At 57.0% G+C, this 15,623-nt stretch carries 16 protein-coding genes; 3 read left to right on the top strand and 13 right to left on the bottom strand.

What is annotated here, in order from left to right:
• The first annotated feature begins 128 nt into the window (after window positions 1-128).
• The gene (locus ACIQYF_RS17725) at window positions 129-1,001 is read left to right on the top strand and encodes a c-type cytochrome (RefSeq protein ID WP_402864591.1); all 873 of its coding nucleotides are present in this window, start codon (window positions 129-131) and stop codon (window positions 999-1,001) included.
• An 84-nt stretch (window positions 1,002-1,085) separates the two neighbouring features.
• Here the strand turns inward: ACIQYF_RS17725 and ACIQYF_RS17720 are convergent, their stop codons facing one another.
• The 10 genes from ACIQYF_RS17720 to ACIQYF_RS17675 all read right to left on the bottom strand — a co-directional run bounded on the left by ACIQYF_RS17720 (window position 1,086) and on the right by ACIQYF_RS17675 (window position 8,901).
• Complete coding sequence (locus ACIQYF_RS17720; protein ID WP_019411241.1) at window positions 1,086-1,427, bottom strand: ribonuclease E inhibitor RraB; 342 nt, start codon at window positions 1,425-1,427, stop codon at window positions 1,086-1,088.
• A 277-nt stretch (window positions 1,428-1,704) separates the two neighbouring features.
• Window positions 1,705-2,310 (bottom strand): START domain-containing protein, encoded by a 606-nt coding sequence (locus ACIQYF_RS17715; RefSeq protein WP_402864434.1) that lies wholly within the window; start codon window positions 2,308-2,310, stop codon window positions 1,705-1,707.
• 47 nt (window positions 2,311-2,357) lie between these two features.
• Window positions 2,358-2,612: a YkgJ family cysteine cluster protein gene (locus tag ACIQYF_RS17710; protein WP_402864432.1), complete on the bottom strand. Its 255-nt coding sequence runs from the start codon at window positions 2,610-2,612 to the stop codon at window positions 2,358-2,360.
• A 142-nt stretch (window positions 2,613-2,754) separates the two neighbouring features.
• On the bottom strand, window positions 2,755-3,228 hold the full coding sequence (locus ACIQYF_RS17705; protein WP_402864589.1) for a translation initiation factor 2: 474 nt from the start codon (window positions 3,226-3,228) through the stop codon (window positions 2,755-2,757).
• A gap of 104 nt (window positions 3,229-3,332) precedes the next feature.
• Window positions 3,333-4,772, bottom strand: a complete 1,440-nt coding sequence (locus tag ACIQYF_RS17700; protein ID WP_402864430.1) for a PLP-dependent aminotransferase family protein — start codon at window positions 4,770-4,772, stop codon at window positions 3,333-3,335.
• A 311-nt stretch (window positions 4,773-5,083) separates the two neighbouring features.
• Complete coding sequence (locus tag ACIQYF_RS17695; RefSeq protein ID WP_402864428.1) at window positions 5,084-5,899, bottom strand: OmpA family protein; 816 nt, start codon at window positions 5,897-5,899, stop codon at window positions 5,084-5,086.
• Window positions 5,896-6,252 (bottom strand): DUF4398 domain-containing protein, encoded by a 357-nt coding sequence (locus ACIQYF_RS17690; protein ID WP_402864426.1) that lies wholly within the window; start codon window positions 6,250-6,252, stop codon window positions 5,896-5,898. The genes ACIQYF_RS17695 and ACIQYF_RS17690 overlap by 4 nt, the downstream gene beginning before the upstream one ends.
• 9 nt (window positions 6,253-6,261) lie before the next feature.
• Window positions 6,262-7,080, bottom strand: coding sequence for a substrate-binding periplasmic protein (locus ACIQYF_RS17685; RefSeq protein ID WP_402864424.1), 819 nt, complete (start codon window positions 7,078-7,080; stop codon window positions 6,262-6,264).
• Window positions 7,081-7,219: 139 nt separating this feature from the next.
• Window positions 7,220-8,149: an electron transfer flavoprotein subunit alpha/FixB family protein gene (locus tag ACIQYF_RS17680; protein WP_402864422.1), complete on the bottom strand. Its 930-nt coding sequence runs from the start codon at window positions 8,147-8,149 to the stop codon at window positions 7,220-7,222.
• A 2-nt stretch (window positions 8,150-8,151) separates the two neighbouring features.
• Window positions 8,152-8,901, bottom strand: coding sequence for an electron transfer flavoprotein subunit beta/FixA family protein (locus tag ACIQYF_RS17675; RefSeq protein ID WP_402864420.1), 750 nt, complete (start codon window positions 8,899-8,901; stop codon window positions 8,152-8,154).
• 558 nt (window positions 8,902-9,459) lie between these two features.
• On the opposite strand from ACIQYF_RS17675, the gene ACIQYF_RS17670 reads away from it, so the two are divergent.
• Window positions 9,460-11,124: an electron transfer flavoprotein-ubiquinone oxidoreductase gene (locus ACIQYF_RS17670; RefSeq protein ID WP_402864418.1), complete on the top strand. Its 1,665-nt coding sequence runs from the start codon at window positions 9,460-9,462 to the stop codon at window positions 11,122-11,124.
• A 159-nt stretch (window positions 11,125-11,283) separates the two neighbouring features.
• Here ACIQYF_RS17670 and ACIQYF_RS17665 read toward each other — a convergent pair whose 3' ends face one another.
• Window positions 11,284-12,174 carry an AraC family transcriptional regulator N-terminal domain-containing protein gene (locus tag ACIQYF_RS17665; protein WP_402864416.1) on the bottom strand — a complete coding sequence of 297 codons (891 nt, stop codon included), beginning with the start codon at window positions 12,172-12,174 and terminating at the stop codon, window positions 11,284-11,286.
• A gap of 180 nt (window positions 12,175-12,354) precedes the next feature.
• On the opposite strand from ACIQYF_RS17665, the gene calA reads away from it, so the two are divergent.
• On the top strand, window positions 12,355-13,419 hold the full coding sequence (gene calA / locus ACIQYF_RS17660; RefSeq protein WP_322239023.1) for a vanillin reductase: 1,065 nt from the start codon (window positions 12,355-12,357) through the stop codon (window positions 13,417-13,419).
• A gap of 14 nt (window positions 13,420-13,433) precedes the next feature.
• Here calA and ACIQYF_RS17655 read toward each other — a convergent pair whose 3' ends face one another.
• Together ACIQYF_RS17655 and ACIQYF_RS17650 are read right to left on the bottom strand one after the other, a co-directional pair.
• Window positions 13,434-14,246: an IclR family transcriptional regulator gene (locus ACIQYF_RS17655; RefSeq protein WP_402864413.1), complete on the bottom strand. Its 813-nt coding sequence runs from the start codon at window positions 14,244-14,246 to the stop codon at window positions 13,434-13,436.
• Between the two features lie 63 nt (window positions 14,247-14,309).
• On the bottom strand, window positions 14,310-15,614 hold the full coding sequence (locus ACIQYF_RS17650; protein ID WP_402864411.1) for an MFS transporter: 1,305 nt from the start codon (window positions 15,612-15,614) through the stop codon (window positions 14,310-14,312).
• Window positions 15,615-15,623 lie beyond the last annotated feature (9 nt).

Raw genomic sequence — 15,623 nt, 5'->3', positions numbered from 1 at the left:
AAATCCGTCAAGCCGGGCTTATTCTACTCGCAACCACCTTGCTGTTGATTTTGCCGAATCTGACCAAGGTTATCGGCTAAGGTGTCGTCTACCCGTTCGAGTCGATGCACTCAGCCCCACGACAACCCATAACAGCAAACCTATTGAAACTACTGACGCTCTTCATCATCACCTTATTCAGCCTGCCAGTGTGTGCTGCCCAACTCACCCTCGATGTGGGCAGCAGCATCCAGACTTGGCAAACCGCCGAGCTGTTGCAACACCCAGCGGCGCAAACCCTGCATGTCATTGATGATGTGTCTTACAAACGGGACATGACTTACCGCGCCGTTCCGCTGGCCGCATTGCTTGAAGGCATCAAGCCCGACGACCATCTGCAGGCGGTCGCCCTGGACGGCTTCGCGGCTGAACTGGCGGCTGCCCCATTGCTGAGCCAAACCGGCGCCAAAGCCTGGCTGGCGATTGAAGACCCCGCTCACCCATGGCCACCTCTGGGCGCGGGCAAGCACACAGCCGGGCCGTTTTATCTGGTATGGACCGACCCTCAAGCGGGCCATATCAGCCCCGAGCAATGGCCTTATGCACTGGCCACCCTGAAACGCCTGCCCTCGGTCGCTGTGCGTTTCCCGGCCTTGCTACCCGATCCGGCGCTGGCGCCTGATTCACCGATCAATCAGGGCTTTGCGCTGTTTCAAAAAAACTGCCTGGCGTGCCATCGCCTCAATGGCGCAGGTGATGCGCAGTTCGGTCCCGATCTGAACATCCCTTACAACCCGACCGAGTACTTTGGCGCCGACTTCCTCAAGCGTTACATTCGCGACCCGCAAAGCCTGCGCCAATGGCCGCAGGCACGCATGCCCGGCTTTGCGCCCAACGTGCTGACTGACACAGAGCTGGATCAGCTGATCAGCTACTTGCAGCACATGACCAAGCGCAAAGTCACCCCACCGGAACAACAGAAAACCTTGCACAAGATTCAAAACAGCCAGCCAAAAGACTAGGGTCTGTTTCCGTTTCATTGCAGCCGTGGAGCGGCTTGCAATGAAACGGCAACAGACCCTGGCCGTACGTTGCGTTAATGGAAGTCAGTTCAGCAGCCCACGCACCTCCTGCTTCACGCCCCAACCTTCGATAACCCCACCCAGCGGCACGACGACCGCTTCGAAGTCCTGCTCAAAATCACCAATGCCACCATACGTTGCGTACATCACCTTGCTTAATTCCAAATGCCAGGCACCGTCATCCCGCACGTTGATCTGGGCATTTAGGGACTCACCACAAAATTTACCTGCTGCTCTGCGCGCCCGCTCCTCATCCGGGAAGATGGCGTAAAACTCAATGGGATGGATACGTGCAAAGTCAAAACCGCCTTCTTTCATGCGGCGCAGCACATAGCTGCTGAGGTCTTCTTGATGGGCTGTGCTCATGAAACGTCCTCCTCGCAATGGATAGACATTCAGCGCTCTCGGTAGCGCAGTCAAAGTGCCGTGGCCGAGAGAAATAAGCATGTAGCGAACAAGATCAGAGCCAGTCGATTACTTCGCTGGTCTGGGTGCAGAGTAGACCTGTCGGATATTCTCTGCCAAGAGGGAAATAAAATTTAATGCTTTTACATGGCGACTGATAACACTCAAAAAACCAGGGCCAGGCCCCTGGACAGATGCGCTGCCCAGGACCAAGCCCGACACTCCTGCTGCCCGCGCGTTACTTCTCGGCGAGCGCTCGTAGCCCTTTGAGGGTATTGAACGGCGCATCAACCACGAACTTGTTAGCGACAAATGAAGGCACGCTGCCCCCAGGCTCGGTGTGCACCTGATACGTCACTTCGGTCAGGTTGTCGCCTTTAGGCACCAGCTTCCAGAAACCATCAACCTGAGCCACTCGAACAAAGCCCTTTTCTGGCGCAGCATAGGTTGGCAAACCTTTAAGGGTACGCGTCAAGGTGCCATCAGGTGCCACGGTGGACGTCACCAGCAAAATCGAGTCGCGGGGAGTGACAGGCCAAGGCGTATTGAACTGAGTGTAGGTCCAGCTCTGGTCGCCTTCAGTCTTGAGCAGCTTTTGAGATTTACACTCATGAATCCAGGCACAAGCCCCGGCTACGTCTTCTTGCAGTGCCTTGATTTTAGCCAGCGGAGCCTTGATGGTGGTCACGCCCTGATAAGCCTTGTAGTCGGAGCCAGACACAGGGCTCAACGAGACTTTGATCCCGTCTTCATTTTTCGCCACTGTCCAGTCTTCTGCGTGAGCCACGCCCACCAGCAGTACACTCAAACCACACGCCAATGCCACTCGATGCAACGAACCCATTGTCTTATTCCTTATTGTTGAAGGTCTGTTCATGGAACATGAACGCACTATGCCGCCGTCATCTGTTCCCACCAGCCGATCAGGTTGATGGCTTCTTCCCGGTTGCTGCCGCACACCTCTATGTCTGCCTGAAACGAACCACACACGGCGGGACGCTCTGGCCGGCCGAACAAACCACACAAGTAGTCGACAGATAGATGCAGGCAGCGTTCCCCGGCAGGTTTGCCATTGGGCATGCCAGGAATCGGTGTACTGATGGAGGGGGCTATACAACAAGCGCCACAGCCTTCACGGCAGTTCATGACGTTAGCTCCTCGTTTGGGGCAAAGTGCGTTGATGACAAGGGATAGTACTCGCTGGAACGGGCGTTTGAAATTGGCCGTTCAGCAGAATATGCGGTGACTGAACAGTCAGTTTAGAAGTCGGCTTTCAGGGATTAGGCACTTATTGTTTGAATTCAAAATCAAGTGCCGCCCCCTCGATTTCATTCTGCCGGGCTTCGTTGCGCAACTGCAGGCCCATTTCATTGCTGAGCAAACGCCCATTCAACTGAAAAGGGCTTTCTTCGGCAGATTTTTCGCCAAACATATTAGGCAGCAATGGCTTGTGCTGAGGCATGGGAATGGTGCCCAGAGGTCGCAGCTCTCGGACCATATCGGGCGGCAGGCTCAAATCAAGCCTGGCGGCCGGCAAGCGCTTTTGGGCGACTTCGTGCGCTGACTTGGATTTTGAGGCCATCGGCGCGCGCCTGGGGGCCGGTTTTTTTTTCGCCGCGGCGCCAGGTTTGTCCGGGGTATGAGCGATTTGAGACTTCGTGGTGACGGTCTCGGACTGTGATTGATTTGCAGGTGCCGCTACCGCGAACAATGCAGTTAAAACGCCGACCAACATGAACCCCACACCATATTTCGCTCTCATAACTCCCACAGTCTTTATAAGTAAGGCGCACATGCTCGCGCTTTAGGCACGCTGAGACAAGCCGAATATGACCAAATGGCTATCACGCATACCGTTCAGCCCCCTCAATAAAGGTTTGCCGTTTCCTGGCAGAGCTGGCTGGCAAGCATGCCTAACGTCATCAGGGCCCGTTCAGCCTCTTTGTTCCAGGGCGTACCGCAGTTCAAGCGGATGCAGTGATTGAATTGCTCGGTGTTACTGAAGATTAGCCCCGGCGCGATGCTGATCCCTTGCTGCAACGCGCGCACGTGCAACTCTTGAGTATTGACCCGGCCCGGCAAGCTCACCCACAAAATGAAACCGCCACTGGGGCGCGACATTTGCGTGCCTTGCGGGAAATATTGCTGAACCGCCAGTTGGAACGCGCTCAGATTCTTACGGTATTCCTGGCGTATGTAACGTAGATGACGGTCGTATCCACCGTTTTCAAGGTAAGCCGCCACGCCCATTTGCGTCACACTGCACGCCGAATGCGTGGTGAAGGTTTGCAAGCGCTGGATCTCCTGCTGATATTTCCCAGCAATCATCCAGCCGATTCGCACACCCGGCGACAGCGTTTTGGAAAAGCTGGAGCAATAAATCACACGGTCCAGACGATCGAAGGCTTTCAGGGCCTTGGTGCGACCCACTTCAAACATCAACTCGCCATAAATATCGTCTTCAACCACCTGGATATCGAAGTCCGAAGCCAGGCGCAGCAGTTGCTTTTGCCGCTCTTCCGGCATCGTGCCGCCCAGTGGATTGCTCAGGCGCGTGGTCAGCACCAGCGCCTTGATCGACCATTGATTAGCCGCCAATTGCAGAGCCTCAAGGCTCATACCGATGGCCGGATCGCTGGGGATCTCGATCACTTTCAAGCCCAACAGATCGGCCAGTTGCAACAAACCGTAATACGTTGGCGATTCCGCTGCGATCAAGTCCCCCGGCCGGGTCAGCACCCGCAGTGACATTTGCAGGGCGTCGACACAGCCGTGCGTAATGATCACTTCCGAAGGGTCGACCACCACCCCGGCATCGCGCATGCGAATCGCCACCTGACGGCGCAACGGCTCAAAACCGGGGCTGAACATGTAACTGAAAGCGCGCGGGCTGTGGAAGCGTGTGACCTTGGACAATTGCTGATGCAGCGCACGCACTGGCAAGTAATCGACGCTGGGCACCGCAGCGCCCAAGGGGAAAACGCCTTCACGGCGCGACTCGACCAATACCTGTTGAATGATGCTGCTACGGGTGACCAGCCCTGGGCGCTCAACACGGGCGATGTCTGGCGTGGGCGCCGTGAGGGCCGGAGTCTGATGCACATAGTAGCCAGACTGCGGCCGCGCGCGAATCAAGCCTTGGTCTTCAAGGTTGGCGTAAGCTTGTAACACCGTCGCATGGCTGACATTCAACTGCGAGCTCATCTTGCGCACCGACGGTACACGCTCGCCCGGCTGATAGACGCCGCGCCGAATATCCTCAGCCAATTGCTGAGCGATACGTTGATAAAGCAAAAGGTTGGTCATGGCGCGGCACTCGATGTTCAGGCATTTTTTTTATATGAAGCATTTTTGTGATGAACAATACCGGAACAGTTTAGAAGTGTACGGGCACAGTTGCCACTCATCTGAGCCGTACAGTGCAGAGGCGGGATTAACTGTATGGGTGCGCGAGGGGGGCGGAGCAGGATTTGTAAGCGGTAAATAACCTGCGCGAGCCTGGCTTGCCAGCGATGCAGACGATGCGGTTTGTCTGTTAAACCGCACCGATCAAATCGCGGCCAAGCCCGCTCCCACAGAGACAGGCGCAAGCCAGCCTCCACAAAAAAGTGCAGGGCTTAGCGAGCGGCGCCCAGTTGGCCTTTTTCGTCGGAAAAGACGATTTCTACCCGACGATTCTGCGCCCGGCCGCGCTCTGTGGCATTGACGTCCACAGGGTACTGGTCACCGTAACCCGCCACTTGAATGCGCTTTTCGTCGATGCCCAGGTCAACCAGCACGTCCGCTACAGTCTGGGCACGCGCCTGCGACAGTGCGAGGTTGTCTTCGGTGCCACCCGTGTTATCGGTGTAGCCCTCGATCCGCACGATCCGCTTAGGGTTCAATTGCAGGAACTGGACCAGCTTGAGCACCGTCCGGTTAGCCGAGTTTTTCAAGTCCGCCTCGCCCGTATCAAACAGCACATCCCCCAGGGTCATGACCAACCCACGATCAGTGTGCGTCGTGGCCAGGCTGATAATTTGTTCTTCCAGCCATTTGCCCTGCTGTTGAACGCTCAACAATTTGGCTTCGCGCAAGGCCAGTTGCAGGCGCTGACGCTCCAGTTCAAGCTTGGCAGCCCGCTCTTCGTTGAGCACTTTCTGAGTGTGTTCGCGGGCAATTTCGCTGTAGCGCTGGCTCAGATAAGCGTAATGCTCCACGTCTTCGCCACTGCCCCAGAAGCTGGACAGCCGATCGGCACGGGCCAGCGACTCACCGGCGCGGATCACGTCCTTGGGGGCGATGCGCAGCACATTGCTGTCTTCTTTGACCGCCTGAAAGTCACTCGTGGCTTGCTGCATGGCCTGATCGCTGGCGTGATGCCCCGCGCAACCGGCCAGGCTGATGCTACCGAGCAGTACCGCACTGCTGAAAACACTGGACTTGAGCCTCATTGGGTCTGCGCCAGTTGTTTGCGCAAACGGGTAATGCGGATATTGAGCACGTTCAATTGTTCCTGGCTTTTTTGCGTCAGCACGCGGGCTTCGGCCAAGCGCGCATCAAGTTCGGCTTGTTCGGCCTGAATGCGGGCGTCTTTGTAGGACTCTTCAACCATATCGGCCTGAGCTTGGGCTAGCTTGTTTTCGGCTTGTTTGAGTTCAGGCATGTCATCGGCGTTCGCGCCTACTGCCTTGGCTTGCTCCAGGGCTCGTTCAGTCAAGCGTATTTGTTCATTTGGCGCAGGGTCGGTTGCACAACCCGCCAGAGCCAGAACAGCCAGGGCTGCGAAAAGAGGTCGAATCGTCACTAAAAATTCCTACTGTTTTGGGACGCTGAGCGGTTGCTGCAGTTGTGTCTTCCACCGCTCAAGATTGCGTTGTAATGCTGCCTCGGCCAGGCCGGAGGCGGGCAATTCTGTCATCTTTTTGGCGAGCTGTCCGCGCAACCACGGCTCATTGCAGGCCGAGTCATGGGAGATCGCCAGAAACAGCCCTGGCTGATCAATGGGCTGTGAATGTGCCTGCAGGTCCTGGGCGATGCCCAAGGTTTGAGCGGTGGCCATTGCGGCATAGCGGCCGGCCAGCACATATTCGACCTGTCCCAGCAACAGCTTTTGAAGCGCCTGAGTCAAGCTGGGCTGAGGCTTGAGGGTTAACTGATGCTGAGCAAAGGCATCAAAGGCTTCAGTCAAGCGGGCCTTTTCCGACAGCGCCCCCACGTGCCCATGCAAATCGGCGGGCGTTTCGTACTTCAAGGTCGAGTCTTTGCGCGTCCACACCAGGTAGTCGTTGCGCACCAACGGCGGGTGGATGTAGTCCAGCGAGGTCAGGCCGGCCAATGTCAGCGGCGCATCGAGCAGCATGTCCATGCGTCCGGTGCGCACTTCGTCCTGTGCCTGGGAGCGTTTACCGGCATACAGCACATCAACCTTGATACCGAGCTCTTCGCCAGCCTGGCGTAATAAGTCAGCACTGGCGCCGATCAGGTGCGCAGGGTCAGCTGGATCTCGCCACAGATAAGGGGGCGCATCAGGGCTGCCGGTAACGATCAAGCGTTCGCACTTGCCCGCAGCCTCTGTCAGCAGCGGCAAAAATGCCAGCCCCAATAACAACCTGCCTACCTGTCGAACACCCATATCCCTATACCCCATCCACTCAGTTCAAACGCATAAAAAAACCCGGTCATTCAGGCTGAAAGCAAGGAGCAGGACACTCAGTGCCCAGCCCTTCCCAACAGCCCGCAGAACCGGGCTCTTTATAAGTGAAGCGACTGGATTAAACCAGTTTCTCCAACTCGGGGACTGCTTCGAACAAGTCCGCTACCAGACCGTAATCGGCTACCTGGAAGATGGGAGCTTCTTCGTCCTTGTTGATCGCAACGATCACTTTGGAGTCTTTCATACCTGCCAAGTGCTGGATCGCGCCGGAGATACCGACCGCGATGTACAGCTGTGGCGCAACGATTTTGCCGGTCTGGCCGACCTGCATGTCGTTCGGTACAAAACCTGCGTCGACCGCTGCGCGGGAAGCGCCAACCGCAGCGCCCAGCTTGTCAGCCAGTGCGTACAGGTGTTTGAAGTTATCACCGTTCTGCATGCCACGACCGCCGGAAACGACGATTTTAGCAGCCGTCAGTTCTGGACGGTCCGACTTGGCCAGCTCTTCACCCACGAACGACGAAGTGCCTGCATCGTGAACCGCTGCAACGGCTTCAACCGCAGCCGAACCCCCTTCAGCAGCAACCGGGTCGAAACCGGTGGCACGCACGGTGATCACTTTGACCGGCGCCGTCGACTGCACGGTAGCAATGGCGTTACCGGCATAGATTGGGCGGGTGAAAGTGTCAGCGCTGACGACCGAGATGATCTCGGAGATCTGATCAACGTCCAACTGGGCAGCAACGCGCGGCAGGATGTTTTTGCCGTTCGAGGTAGCAGCAGCCAGAATGTGGCTGTAGCCCTTACCCAGCTCAGTGACCAGTGGGGCAACGTTTTCTGGCAGTTGATGTGCGTAAGCGGCGTTGTCAGCCACCAGCACTTTAGTCACGCCAGCGATTTTCGCGGCCGCTTCAGCCACAGCACCAATGCCCTGGCCTGCAACCAGAACGTTGATGTCGCCACCGATTTTGGCAGCGGCGGCTACGGTGTTCAGCGTAGCCGGAGCCAGCGTTTTACCGTCGTGTTCTGCGATTACCAAGATAGTCATGATTAGATTACCTTCGCTTCGTTTTTCAGTTTCTCGACCAGTTCAGCCACCGACTTAACCTTGATACCTGCACTGCGAGCAGCCGGCGCTTCAACTTTCAAGGTTTTGTTGGTCGAAGCAGTCGACACGCCCAACGCGTCTGGCGTCAGCACTTCAAGCGGCTTCTTCTTGGCCTTCATGATGTTTGGCAGAGACGCATAACGCGGCTCGTTCAAACGCAGGTCGGTAGTAACAATGGCCGGCAGGCTCAGCGAAACTGTTTGCGCGCCGCCGTCGATTTCACGAGTCACAGCAACCTTGTCGCCCGCCACTTCAACTTTCGAAGCGAAGGTGCCCTGACCGTAGCCGGTCAGTGCAGCCAGCATTTGGCCAGTTTGGTTGTTGTCGCTGTCGATGGCCTGTTTGCCCAGGATCACCAACTGAGGCTGCTCCTTGTCAACCACAGCCTTGAGCAGCTTGGCCACGGCCAGCGAGGTCAGGTCTTCGGCGGATTCGACGAGAATGGCGCGATCTGCACCCAGAGCCAGCGCGGTGCGCAGTTGCTCTTGAGCGGTGGTCGGGCCGATGGAGACGACGACGATTTCAGTCGCAACGCCTTTCTCTTTCAGGCGTACGGCCTCTTCCACAGCGATTTCGCAGAAGGGGTTCATCGACATCTTGACGTTGGCGAGGTCAACGCCGGAGTTGTCCGCTTTGACGCGCACTTTAACGTTGTAATCGACCACTCGTTTGACAGCTACAAGAACCTTCATGGATTCCTCGTTACTCTCCGGTGAAAAGAAAGTCGCCTAGGCGAACCTGGCGGTTGATGCTCAGCGGCACAAGGGCACCTCCAAAGATCGTTGCAGTGCCCTTCTTATATAAAGAATGACGAGTGCCAAATACTTCCCGTGCGACCGTCTATCAGGTGTGACTCACAAGTCATCCACCAAAAGGACGTGTAAACTCCGCTCAAAAAATGGCAGGCTCCTATAGGCTTTTGCCTATGCCCTGTCTTTAGAGGTGCTCTTGAAACCAACAATCAGCCTACGGCGAGCGCAAAACCGCCCGTATCTTGACCGGAACGCCTATTGCGGTCAATACAGCAAATCGGCCACTTTTGAGCCGCGCGTCTTTGATTTGTCTGGCTTGCAGCGAATTCAAACAAACGTTTGTATTGGACGCTGCTAGTGGTGTAGATATAATGCGCGCCCATAGAGAGAGCGGCGCCTCATCCATTGAGTCTTCGACGACCGGTCGAGGGAATAATGGATGAAACGCCAAACCTCCAATTAGAAAAATACCGTTGAGCCTTGAGTAGGAGAGAACCTGTGGAACGCGAATACATGGAATTCGACGTGGTCATCGTCGGCGCCGGCCCTGCCGGTTTGTCCGCCGCCTGCCGTTTGAAGCAGAAGGCCGCCGAAGCCGGTAAAGAAATCAGCGTCTGCGTGGTTGAAAAAGGCTCCGAAGTCGGCGCTCATATTCTGTCCGGCGCGGTATTTGAACCCCGCGCCCTGAACGAATTGTTCCCGGACTGGAAAGAGCTGGGCGCACCGCTCAACACCCCGGTCACTCGTGACGACATTTATGTGCTGCGCAGTGACAGCACTGCGACAAAAGTACCTGACCTTTTTGTGCCTAAAACCATGCACAACGAAGGCAACTACATTATTTCGCTGGGCAACCTGTGCCGCTGGCTGGCCCAACAGGCCGAGAACCTGGGCGTAGAAATCTACCCCGGCTTTGCTGCTCAAGAAGTCCTGTTCGACGAAAACAACGTGGTCCGCGGGATCATCACCGGTGATCTGGGCGTTGACCGCGAAGGCAACCCCAAAGAAGGCCTGTACACCCCTGGCATGGAACTGCGCGGCAAGTACACCTTGTTCGCTGAAGGCTGTCGCGGCCACTTGGGCAAGCAACTGATCGAGCGTTTCAAGCTCGACAGCGAAGCTGACAGCCAGCACTACGGCATCGGCCTTAAAGAAATTTGGGAAATCGACCCGGCCAAGCACCAACCCGGCCTGGTCGTTCACACCGCGGGTTGGCCGCTGGATGTGATGGCCAACGAAAACACCGGCGGTTCTTTCCTTTATCACCTGGAAAACAATCAGGTGGTGGTCGGTCTGATTGTGGATCTGTCATACAGCAATACCTTCCTGTCGCCCTTCGACGAGTTCCAACGCCTCAAGCACCACCCGGTACTCAAGCAGTACCTGGAAGGCGGCAAGCGCATCAGCTACGGCGCACGCGCACTGGCCAAAGGCGGCCTCAATTCGTTGCCAAAAATGGTCTTCAATGGTGGCGCACTGATCGGGTGCGATCTGGGCACCATGAACGTGGCCAAGATCAAAGGCAGCCACACCGCCATGAAGTCCGGCATGCTCGCTGCCGAGGCCGTGGCTGAATCACTGTTTGCAGGCTCCGAGGGCGGTGAGGCGCTCAATACCTACGTTGAAGCCTTTAAAGCCAGCTGGTTGTTCGACGAATTGTTCGCCAGCCGCAACTTCGGCCCGGCAATGCACAAGTTCGGCCCGATCATGGGTGCGGGGTTCAACTGGATCGATCAGAACATCTTCAGCGGCAAACTGCCGTTCACCCTGCACGACACCAAGCCAGACTACGCTTGCCTGAAGCTGGCTAAAGACTGCAAGAAGATCGACTACCCGAAGCCGGACGGCAAACTCAGCTTCGACAAACTCAGCTCGGTCTTCCTCTCCAGCACCAACCATGAAGAAGAGCAGCCGTGCCACCTCAAGCTGCGTGATGCAAGTATTCCGATCAGCGTTAACCTGCCGCTCTACGATGAGCCAGCGCAGCGTTACTGCCCGGCCGGCGTCTATGAAGTGATCACACAGGAAAGCGGCGAGAAGCGTTTCCAGATCAACGCGCAAAACTGTGTGCACTGCAAAACCTGCGACATTAAAGACCCGTCGCAAAACATCACCTGGGTCACTCCGGAAGGTGCTGGCGGCCCGACTTACCCGAACATGTAAGTCAAAAGATGGCTCCTCTGTAGTCGCTGACGAGGAGCGAAGCTGAGATGGGCTGCGAAGCGGCCCCGGTGTACAGAAGGCCCTCGGCCCCTTATCTCAGCCTCGCCCCTCATCAGCGACTACAAGGCCAAAGCCACGTTTGAAAACCGGCTTGTCCCTTTAGCACGCCGAATTTTCGTGGCCCGGGCTGCGCTCAAAATAGCGTTTGTACTCGCGACTGAATTGCGAGGTGCTTTGGTAACCCACCCGCTCCGCCACTTGGGCAACGCCCAGCCCTTCGCTCAGCAGTAATTGCTGCGCCCGCAACAGGCGCAGGCGTTTGAGGTACTGCACCGGCGACAGCAAGGTGCTGCGCTTGAAATGCTCATGAAAGGTCGACGCACTCATGTTTGCGCAGCGGGCCAGGGTCTCGACATTAAGCGGCTCGGCAAAGTGCTCATGCAAATGATTGAGCGATGCCGCCACCCGTGCAAACTGCCCTTGCTGCTCGACCAACGCCCGTAACACACCGGCCTGCGGGCCACGCAATGCGGCAAAGAGCACTTCGCGCAAACGCGCGCGCCCCATAATTCGGCATTCCAGCGGGTCATGCAGGCAACGCAACAGCCGCTCCACCGACTGACGCATGTCGTCATCCAGCACCGCCGAGGTCATAGATTCCGGGGTTTGCGCAACACTGCGCTCAGGATCCAGGCCCATTGCCAGCACCAACTCGCCCAACACCGCGCGGTCAATACTGATGGCCACGCCCAGCAAGGGAATGTCTTCAGAGGCAAAGGTTTCGCACTCAAAAGGCACCGACAAGGCTTGCACCAGGTAATGCCCTGCGCCGTATTCCATCGTGCGCGGCCCGAGATAGGCCACCTTACTGCCTTGAGCGATCACCATTAGGCTAGGCTCATATATCTGCGGCATCCGGGCCACAGCGTTACAGGCCGAAACCACCCGCACCTCAGGCATCAAGGTGTGAACAAAGCCCAATTGGGTGGCCAGCGGTTTGATAAGTGACACCAGTATGGCGTTCTCATCGCGATGACGCGTCAAAAACATGGAAGAGATTTCGCATGAGAGATAGATCGCCGCATCTTCGCAGAATGGGTCAAAAAAGCGACAGTTACTCCGCGACTCCGGACGAATAGGCATGACAGGCGGAGGAATCGTCATAGTCCTGAAAGCACCACAAGCGCACAATTGCGCCCTGTTCACTGTCAACGCTACTCGAGGTTCTCCATGTCTAACGTCACTTACAACGCCATCGGTTATGCCGCTCAAACCTCCACTGCGCCTCTTGCGCCGATGAAGTTCAACCGCCGCGCCCCACGCCCGGACGACGTGGCCATTGAAGTTCTGTACTGTGGCGTTTGCCACTCAGACATCCACCAAGCTCGTAACGAATGGGGCTTCGCCGTTTATCCGGTCATGCCGGGTCACGAAATCGTCGGCAAGGTTACAGCGGTCGGCGACAAGGTCACTAAGCATAAAGTCGGCGATCTGGTCGGTGTTGGCTGCATGGTCGATTCATGCCGCGAGTGCTCGGCATGCAAAGAAGACCTGGAGCAATACTGCCTGGAAGGCGCGACCATGACCTACTGCACGCCCGATCGGGTTGATGGTACCAACACCATGGGCGGCTACTCGGACAGCATCGTGGTCAGCGAGCACTTTGTGGTGCGCATCCCTGAAAACCTTGACCCAGCTAGCGCCGCACCGCTGTTGTGTGCCGGTATTACCACCTACTCGCCACTGCAACACTACGGCGTAGAAGCAGGCGATAAAGTCGGCATTTTGGGCATGGGCGGCCTGGGCCACATGGGCATCAAGTTCGCCAAAGCCATGGGCGCAGAAGTGACCCTGTTCACCCGTTCGGCCTCCAAGGCAGAAGAAGCATTCAAGCAAGGTGCCGACCACGTGATCGTGTCCACCGACCCGGAGCAGATGAAAGCCGCTGCTGACAGCTTCGACTTCTTGCTGGACACCATTCCGGTGCCGCACGACTTGAACCCCTACCTCGAAACCCTGCGTTTCGACGGCGTGCACATTCTGGTAGGCCTGATCGAACCGGTCGACCCTGCACTGAATGCCTTTAACCTGGTATTCAAGCGTCGCGTACTGGCTGGCTCGTTGATCGGCGGTATCGCAGAAACTCAGGAAATGCTCGACTTCAGTGCTGCCAACGGCATCACCTGCGACATCGAAATGCTCGACATCAAAAACATCAACGAAGCCTTTGAGCGCGTGGTCAAAGGCGACGTGAAATACCGCTTTGTCATCGACATGAAAACGCTAAAGGCTTAAAAGCAGCGGCAAGCTTATAACTTGCAGCCTGCAGCTGCTGAGCAGTAGCCCAATTCTGCCGATATTTGTTGCGCCGCATGGGTAATGACCGGGATCAACCCGGTCATTTTCTCCAGTGACATATAAGGCACGGTGCTAGCAATGCTGATGGCGGCCACGATTTTGCGGCTGGCATCACGAATAGGGGCGGCCACACAACGGATCGACGGTTCGTTGTCTTCCAGATCGAACGCATAACCGCCAGCCACGTAGCTGCGCATCCGCTGCTCGAACACCTCCCACGTCACTTCCTGATGATCCGGCCACAGCGGATTTTTTCCGCCCACCGGGTGACTCTTCTCATACAAGCGCCGCCATTCACCCAGCGGCGAATCCAGCAACATAGCTTTGCCGATCCCGGTACGCGCCAACGGCATTCTGTGCCCTACCCGCGAACGCATTTCCGGGCCATTGCGCCCCGGATTCTTGTGCAGGTACAGCACTTCATCGCCTTCGCGCACGGCCAAGTGAATGGTGTCACCGGTCAAACCCGACAACTCGTCCAGGTAAGGCCCGGCCAAGGTCACCAGCGGCAGTTCTTCACGGGCCTGAAACCCCAACTCGATCAGTTTCGGCCCCAGCAGGTAGCCCACCTGCGGTAACACCCGCAGGTAACGCTCATCGACAAGACAACTGGCCAGTCGGTGCGTGGTGCTGCGCGTGGTGCCGATGGCACGGGAGATGTCTTTGAGGTCACGCGCGCCATTAGCCACAGCGTGTACAACAGCCAGCCCGCGCAACAGGGTTTGGGTGCCGGTAGGTGCGGTTTTCACAGAGTCGTCCTGCATAGCCAGCCTTTGCATAGAAGGGAGAGAACCGGGCGGCATTATGGTCGCCCGGCTGCCTGGCGGCTACAGTTCGATGCGCTCTACTTTGCCCACCAGCAAGATGTAGGACAACGCCCCCAGCAACGCCAACACCGAAATATAGGTGATGGCCGGGGCAAACGAGTCACCGCTGGCCAAAAAGCCAATCACAATCGGCGTGGTAATCGCAGACAAGTTACCGATGAAATTGAACACCCCGCCGGTCAGGCCCAACAATCGCGCCGGGGCCAGGGTCGACACCAGCGACCACGTGATCGAGGCCAGACCGTTGCCGAAAAACGCCAAGGCCAGAAACGCAATCACCAGCGGCGTGGACTCGACAAAGTTGGCGCCAATGATCGAGGTCGAAATCAACAACCCGCCAATGATCGGCAACTTACGGGCAAAGCCTACCGAATAGCCGCGCCGAATCAGCCAGTCAGAGAAGAACCCGGAGCACAGCACGCCGACAAACGCCGCCAGAAATGGCAACGATGCCAACAGACCGGACTTGATGAAGTCCATGCCACGATATTTGACCAGATACGTCGGGAACCAGGTCAGGAAGAACCACAACGTCGAGTTCAGGCAGAACTGCCCCAGGTAAATACCCCACAACTTGCGCTTGCTGAGCACGATACCCAAGTCCAGCCAACTGAACGGTGCTTTGCGCTTGGCGGTCTGGCTTTGAATGTCCACCAGAGCGCCACCTTCGGCAATCAGGTCGATTTCTGCCGCGTTGGCGCCTTTGAAGTCACGCGGCTCGCGATACACCGCGTACCAGATCCCGGCCCAGATAATGCCTACGGCACCGGTGCAGACAAACACCATGTGCCAGCCCCACTGATGTTGCAGCCACGCCAGCACCGGGGTCAGGAACGCCAACCCGACAAATTGCCCGGAGGTGTAAAAACCGATGGCGGTAGCCCGCTCACGCTCAGGGAACCACGTAGTCACTACGCGGCTATTGATGGGATACGCCGGAGCTTCCAGCGCACCGACCGCCATGCGCAGTACGAACAACGCAATAAAGCTGGCGGCAAACCCGAGCATTACGGTGGCCAACGACCACAGCAGCAACGCCACGCTGTAGAGAATGCGCGGCGGCACACGGTCCACCAGCCAACCGCCGGGGATTTGCATGGCGGCGTAGGTCCAACCGAATGCCGAGAAGACCAGTCCGACGTGAATCGGATCAATCCCCAGATCGCTGGTCAGCGCAGGGGCTGCAATCGACAGGTTGCTGCGGTCCAGGTAGTTGATCACAACGGTGATAAACAGCAAGACCATGATGAAAAAACGCTTGCGACTCGGCGCCACCAAGGACGCAGACGCGACAGTGCTAGTCATGAGACATGC

It is taken from the genome of Pseudomonas sp. NPDC096917 (assembly GCF_044762555.1).
Lineage (GTDB): Bacteria > Pseudomonadota > Gammaproteobacteria > Pseudomonadales > Pseudomonadaceae > Aquipseudomonas.
This window is presented reverse-complemented; position numbering and strand designations above follow the sequence as displayed.

Bases quoted from the DNA above. Each gene is read 5' to 3' on its own strand.
- ACIQYF_RS17720 (WP_019411241.1), bottom strand. From the start codon at position 1,427: ATGAGCACAGCCCATCAAGAAGACCTCAGCAGCTATGTGCTGCGCCGC.
- ACIQYF_RS17715 (WP_402864434.1), bottom strand. From the start codon at position 2,310: ATGGGTTCGTTGCATCGAGTGGCATTGGCGTGTGGTTTGAGTGTACTG.
- ACIQYF_RS17710 (WP_402864432.1), bottom strand. From the start codon at position 2,612: ATGAACTGCCGTGAAGGCTGTGGCGCTTGTTGTATAGCCCCCTCCATC.
- ACIQYF_RS17705 (WP_402864589.1), bottom strand. From the start codon at position 3,228: ATGAGAGCGAAATATGGTGTGGGGTTCATGTTGGTCGGCGTTTTAACT.
- ACIQYF_RS17700 (WP_402864430.1), bottom strand. From the start codon at position 4,772: ATGACCAACCTTTTGCTTTATCAACGTATCGCTCAGCAATTGGCTGAG.
- ACIQYF_RS17695 (WP_402864428.1), bottom strand. From the start codon at position 5,899: ATGAGGCTCAAGTCCAGTGTTTTCAGCAGTGCGGTACTGCTCGGTAGC.
- ACIQYF_RS17685 (WP_402864424.1), bottom strand. From the start codon at position 7,080: ATGGGTGTTCGACAGGTAGGCAGGTTGTTATTGGGGCTGGCATTTTTG.
- ACIQYF_RS17680 (WP_402864422.1), bottom strand. From the start codon at position 8,149: ATGACTATCTTGGTAATCGCAGAACACGACGGTAAAACGCTGGCTCCG.
- ACIQYF_RS17675 (WP_402864420.1), bottom strand. From the start codon at position 8,901: ATGAAGGTTCTTGTAGCTGTCAAACGAGTGGTCGATTACAACGTTAAA.
- ACIQYF_RS17665 (WP_402864416.1), bottom strand. From the start codon at position 12,174: ATGTTTTTGACGCGTCATCGCGATGAGAACGCCATACTGGTGTCACTT.
- calA (WP_322239023.1), top strand. From the start codon at position 12,355: ATGTCTAACGTCACTTACAACGCCATCGGTTATGCCGCTCAAACCTCC.
- ACIQYF_RS17655 (WP_402864413.1), bottom strand. From the start codon at position 14,246: ATGCAGGACGACTCTGTGAAAACCGCACCTACCGGCACCCAAACCCTG.
- ACIQYF_RS17650 (WP_402864411.1), bottom strand. From the start codon at position 15,614: ATGACTAGCACTGTCGCGTCTGCGTCCTTGGTGGCGCCGAGTCGCAAG.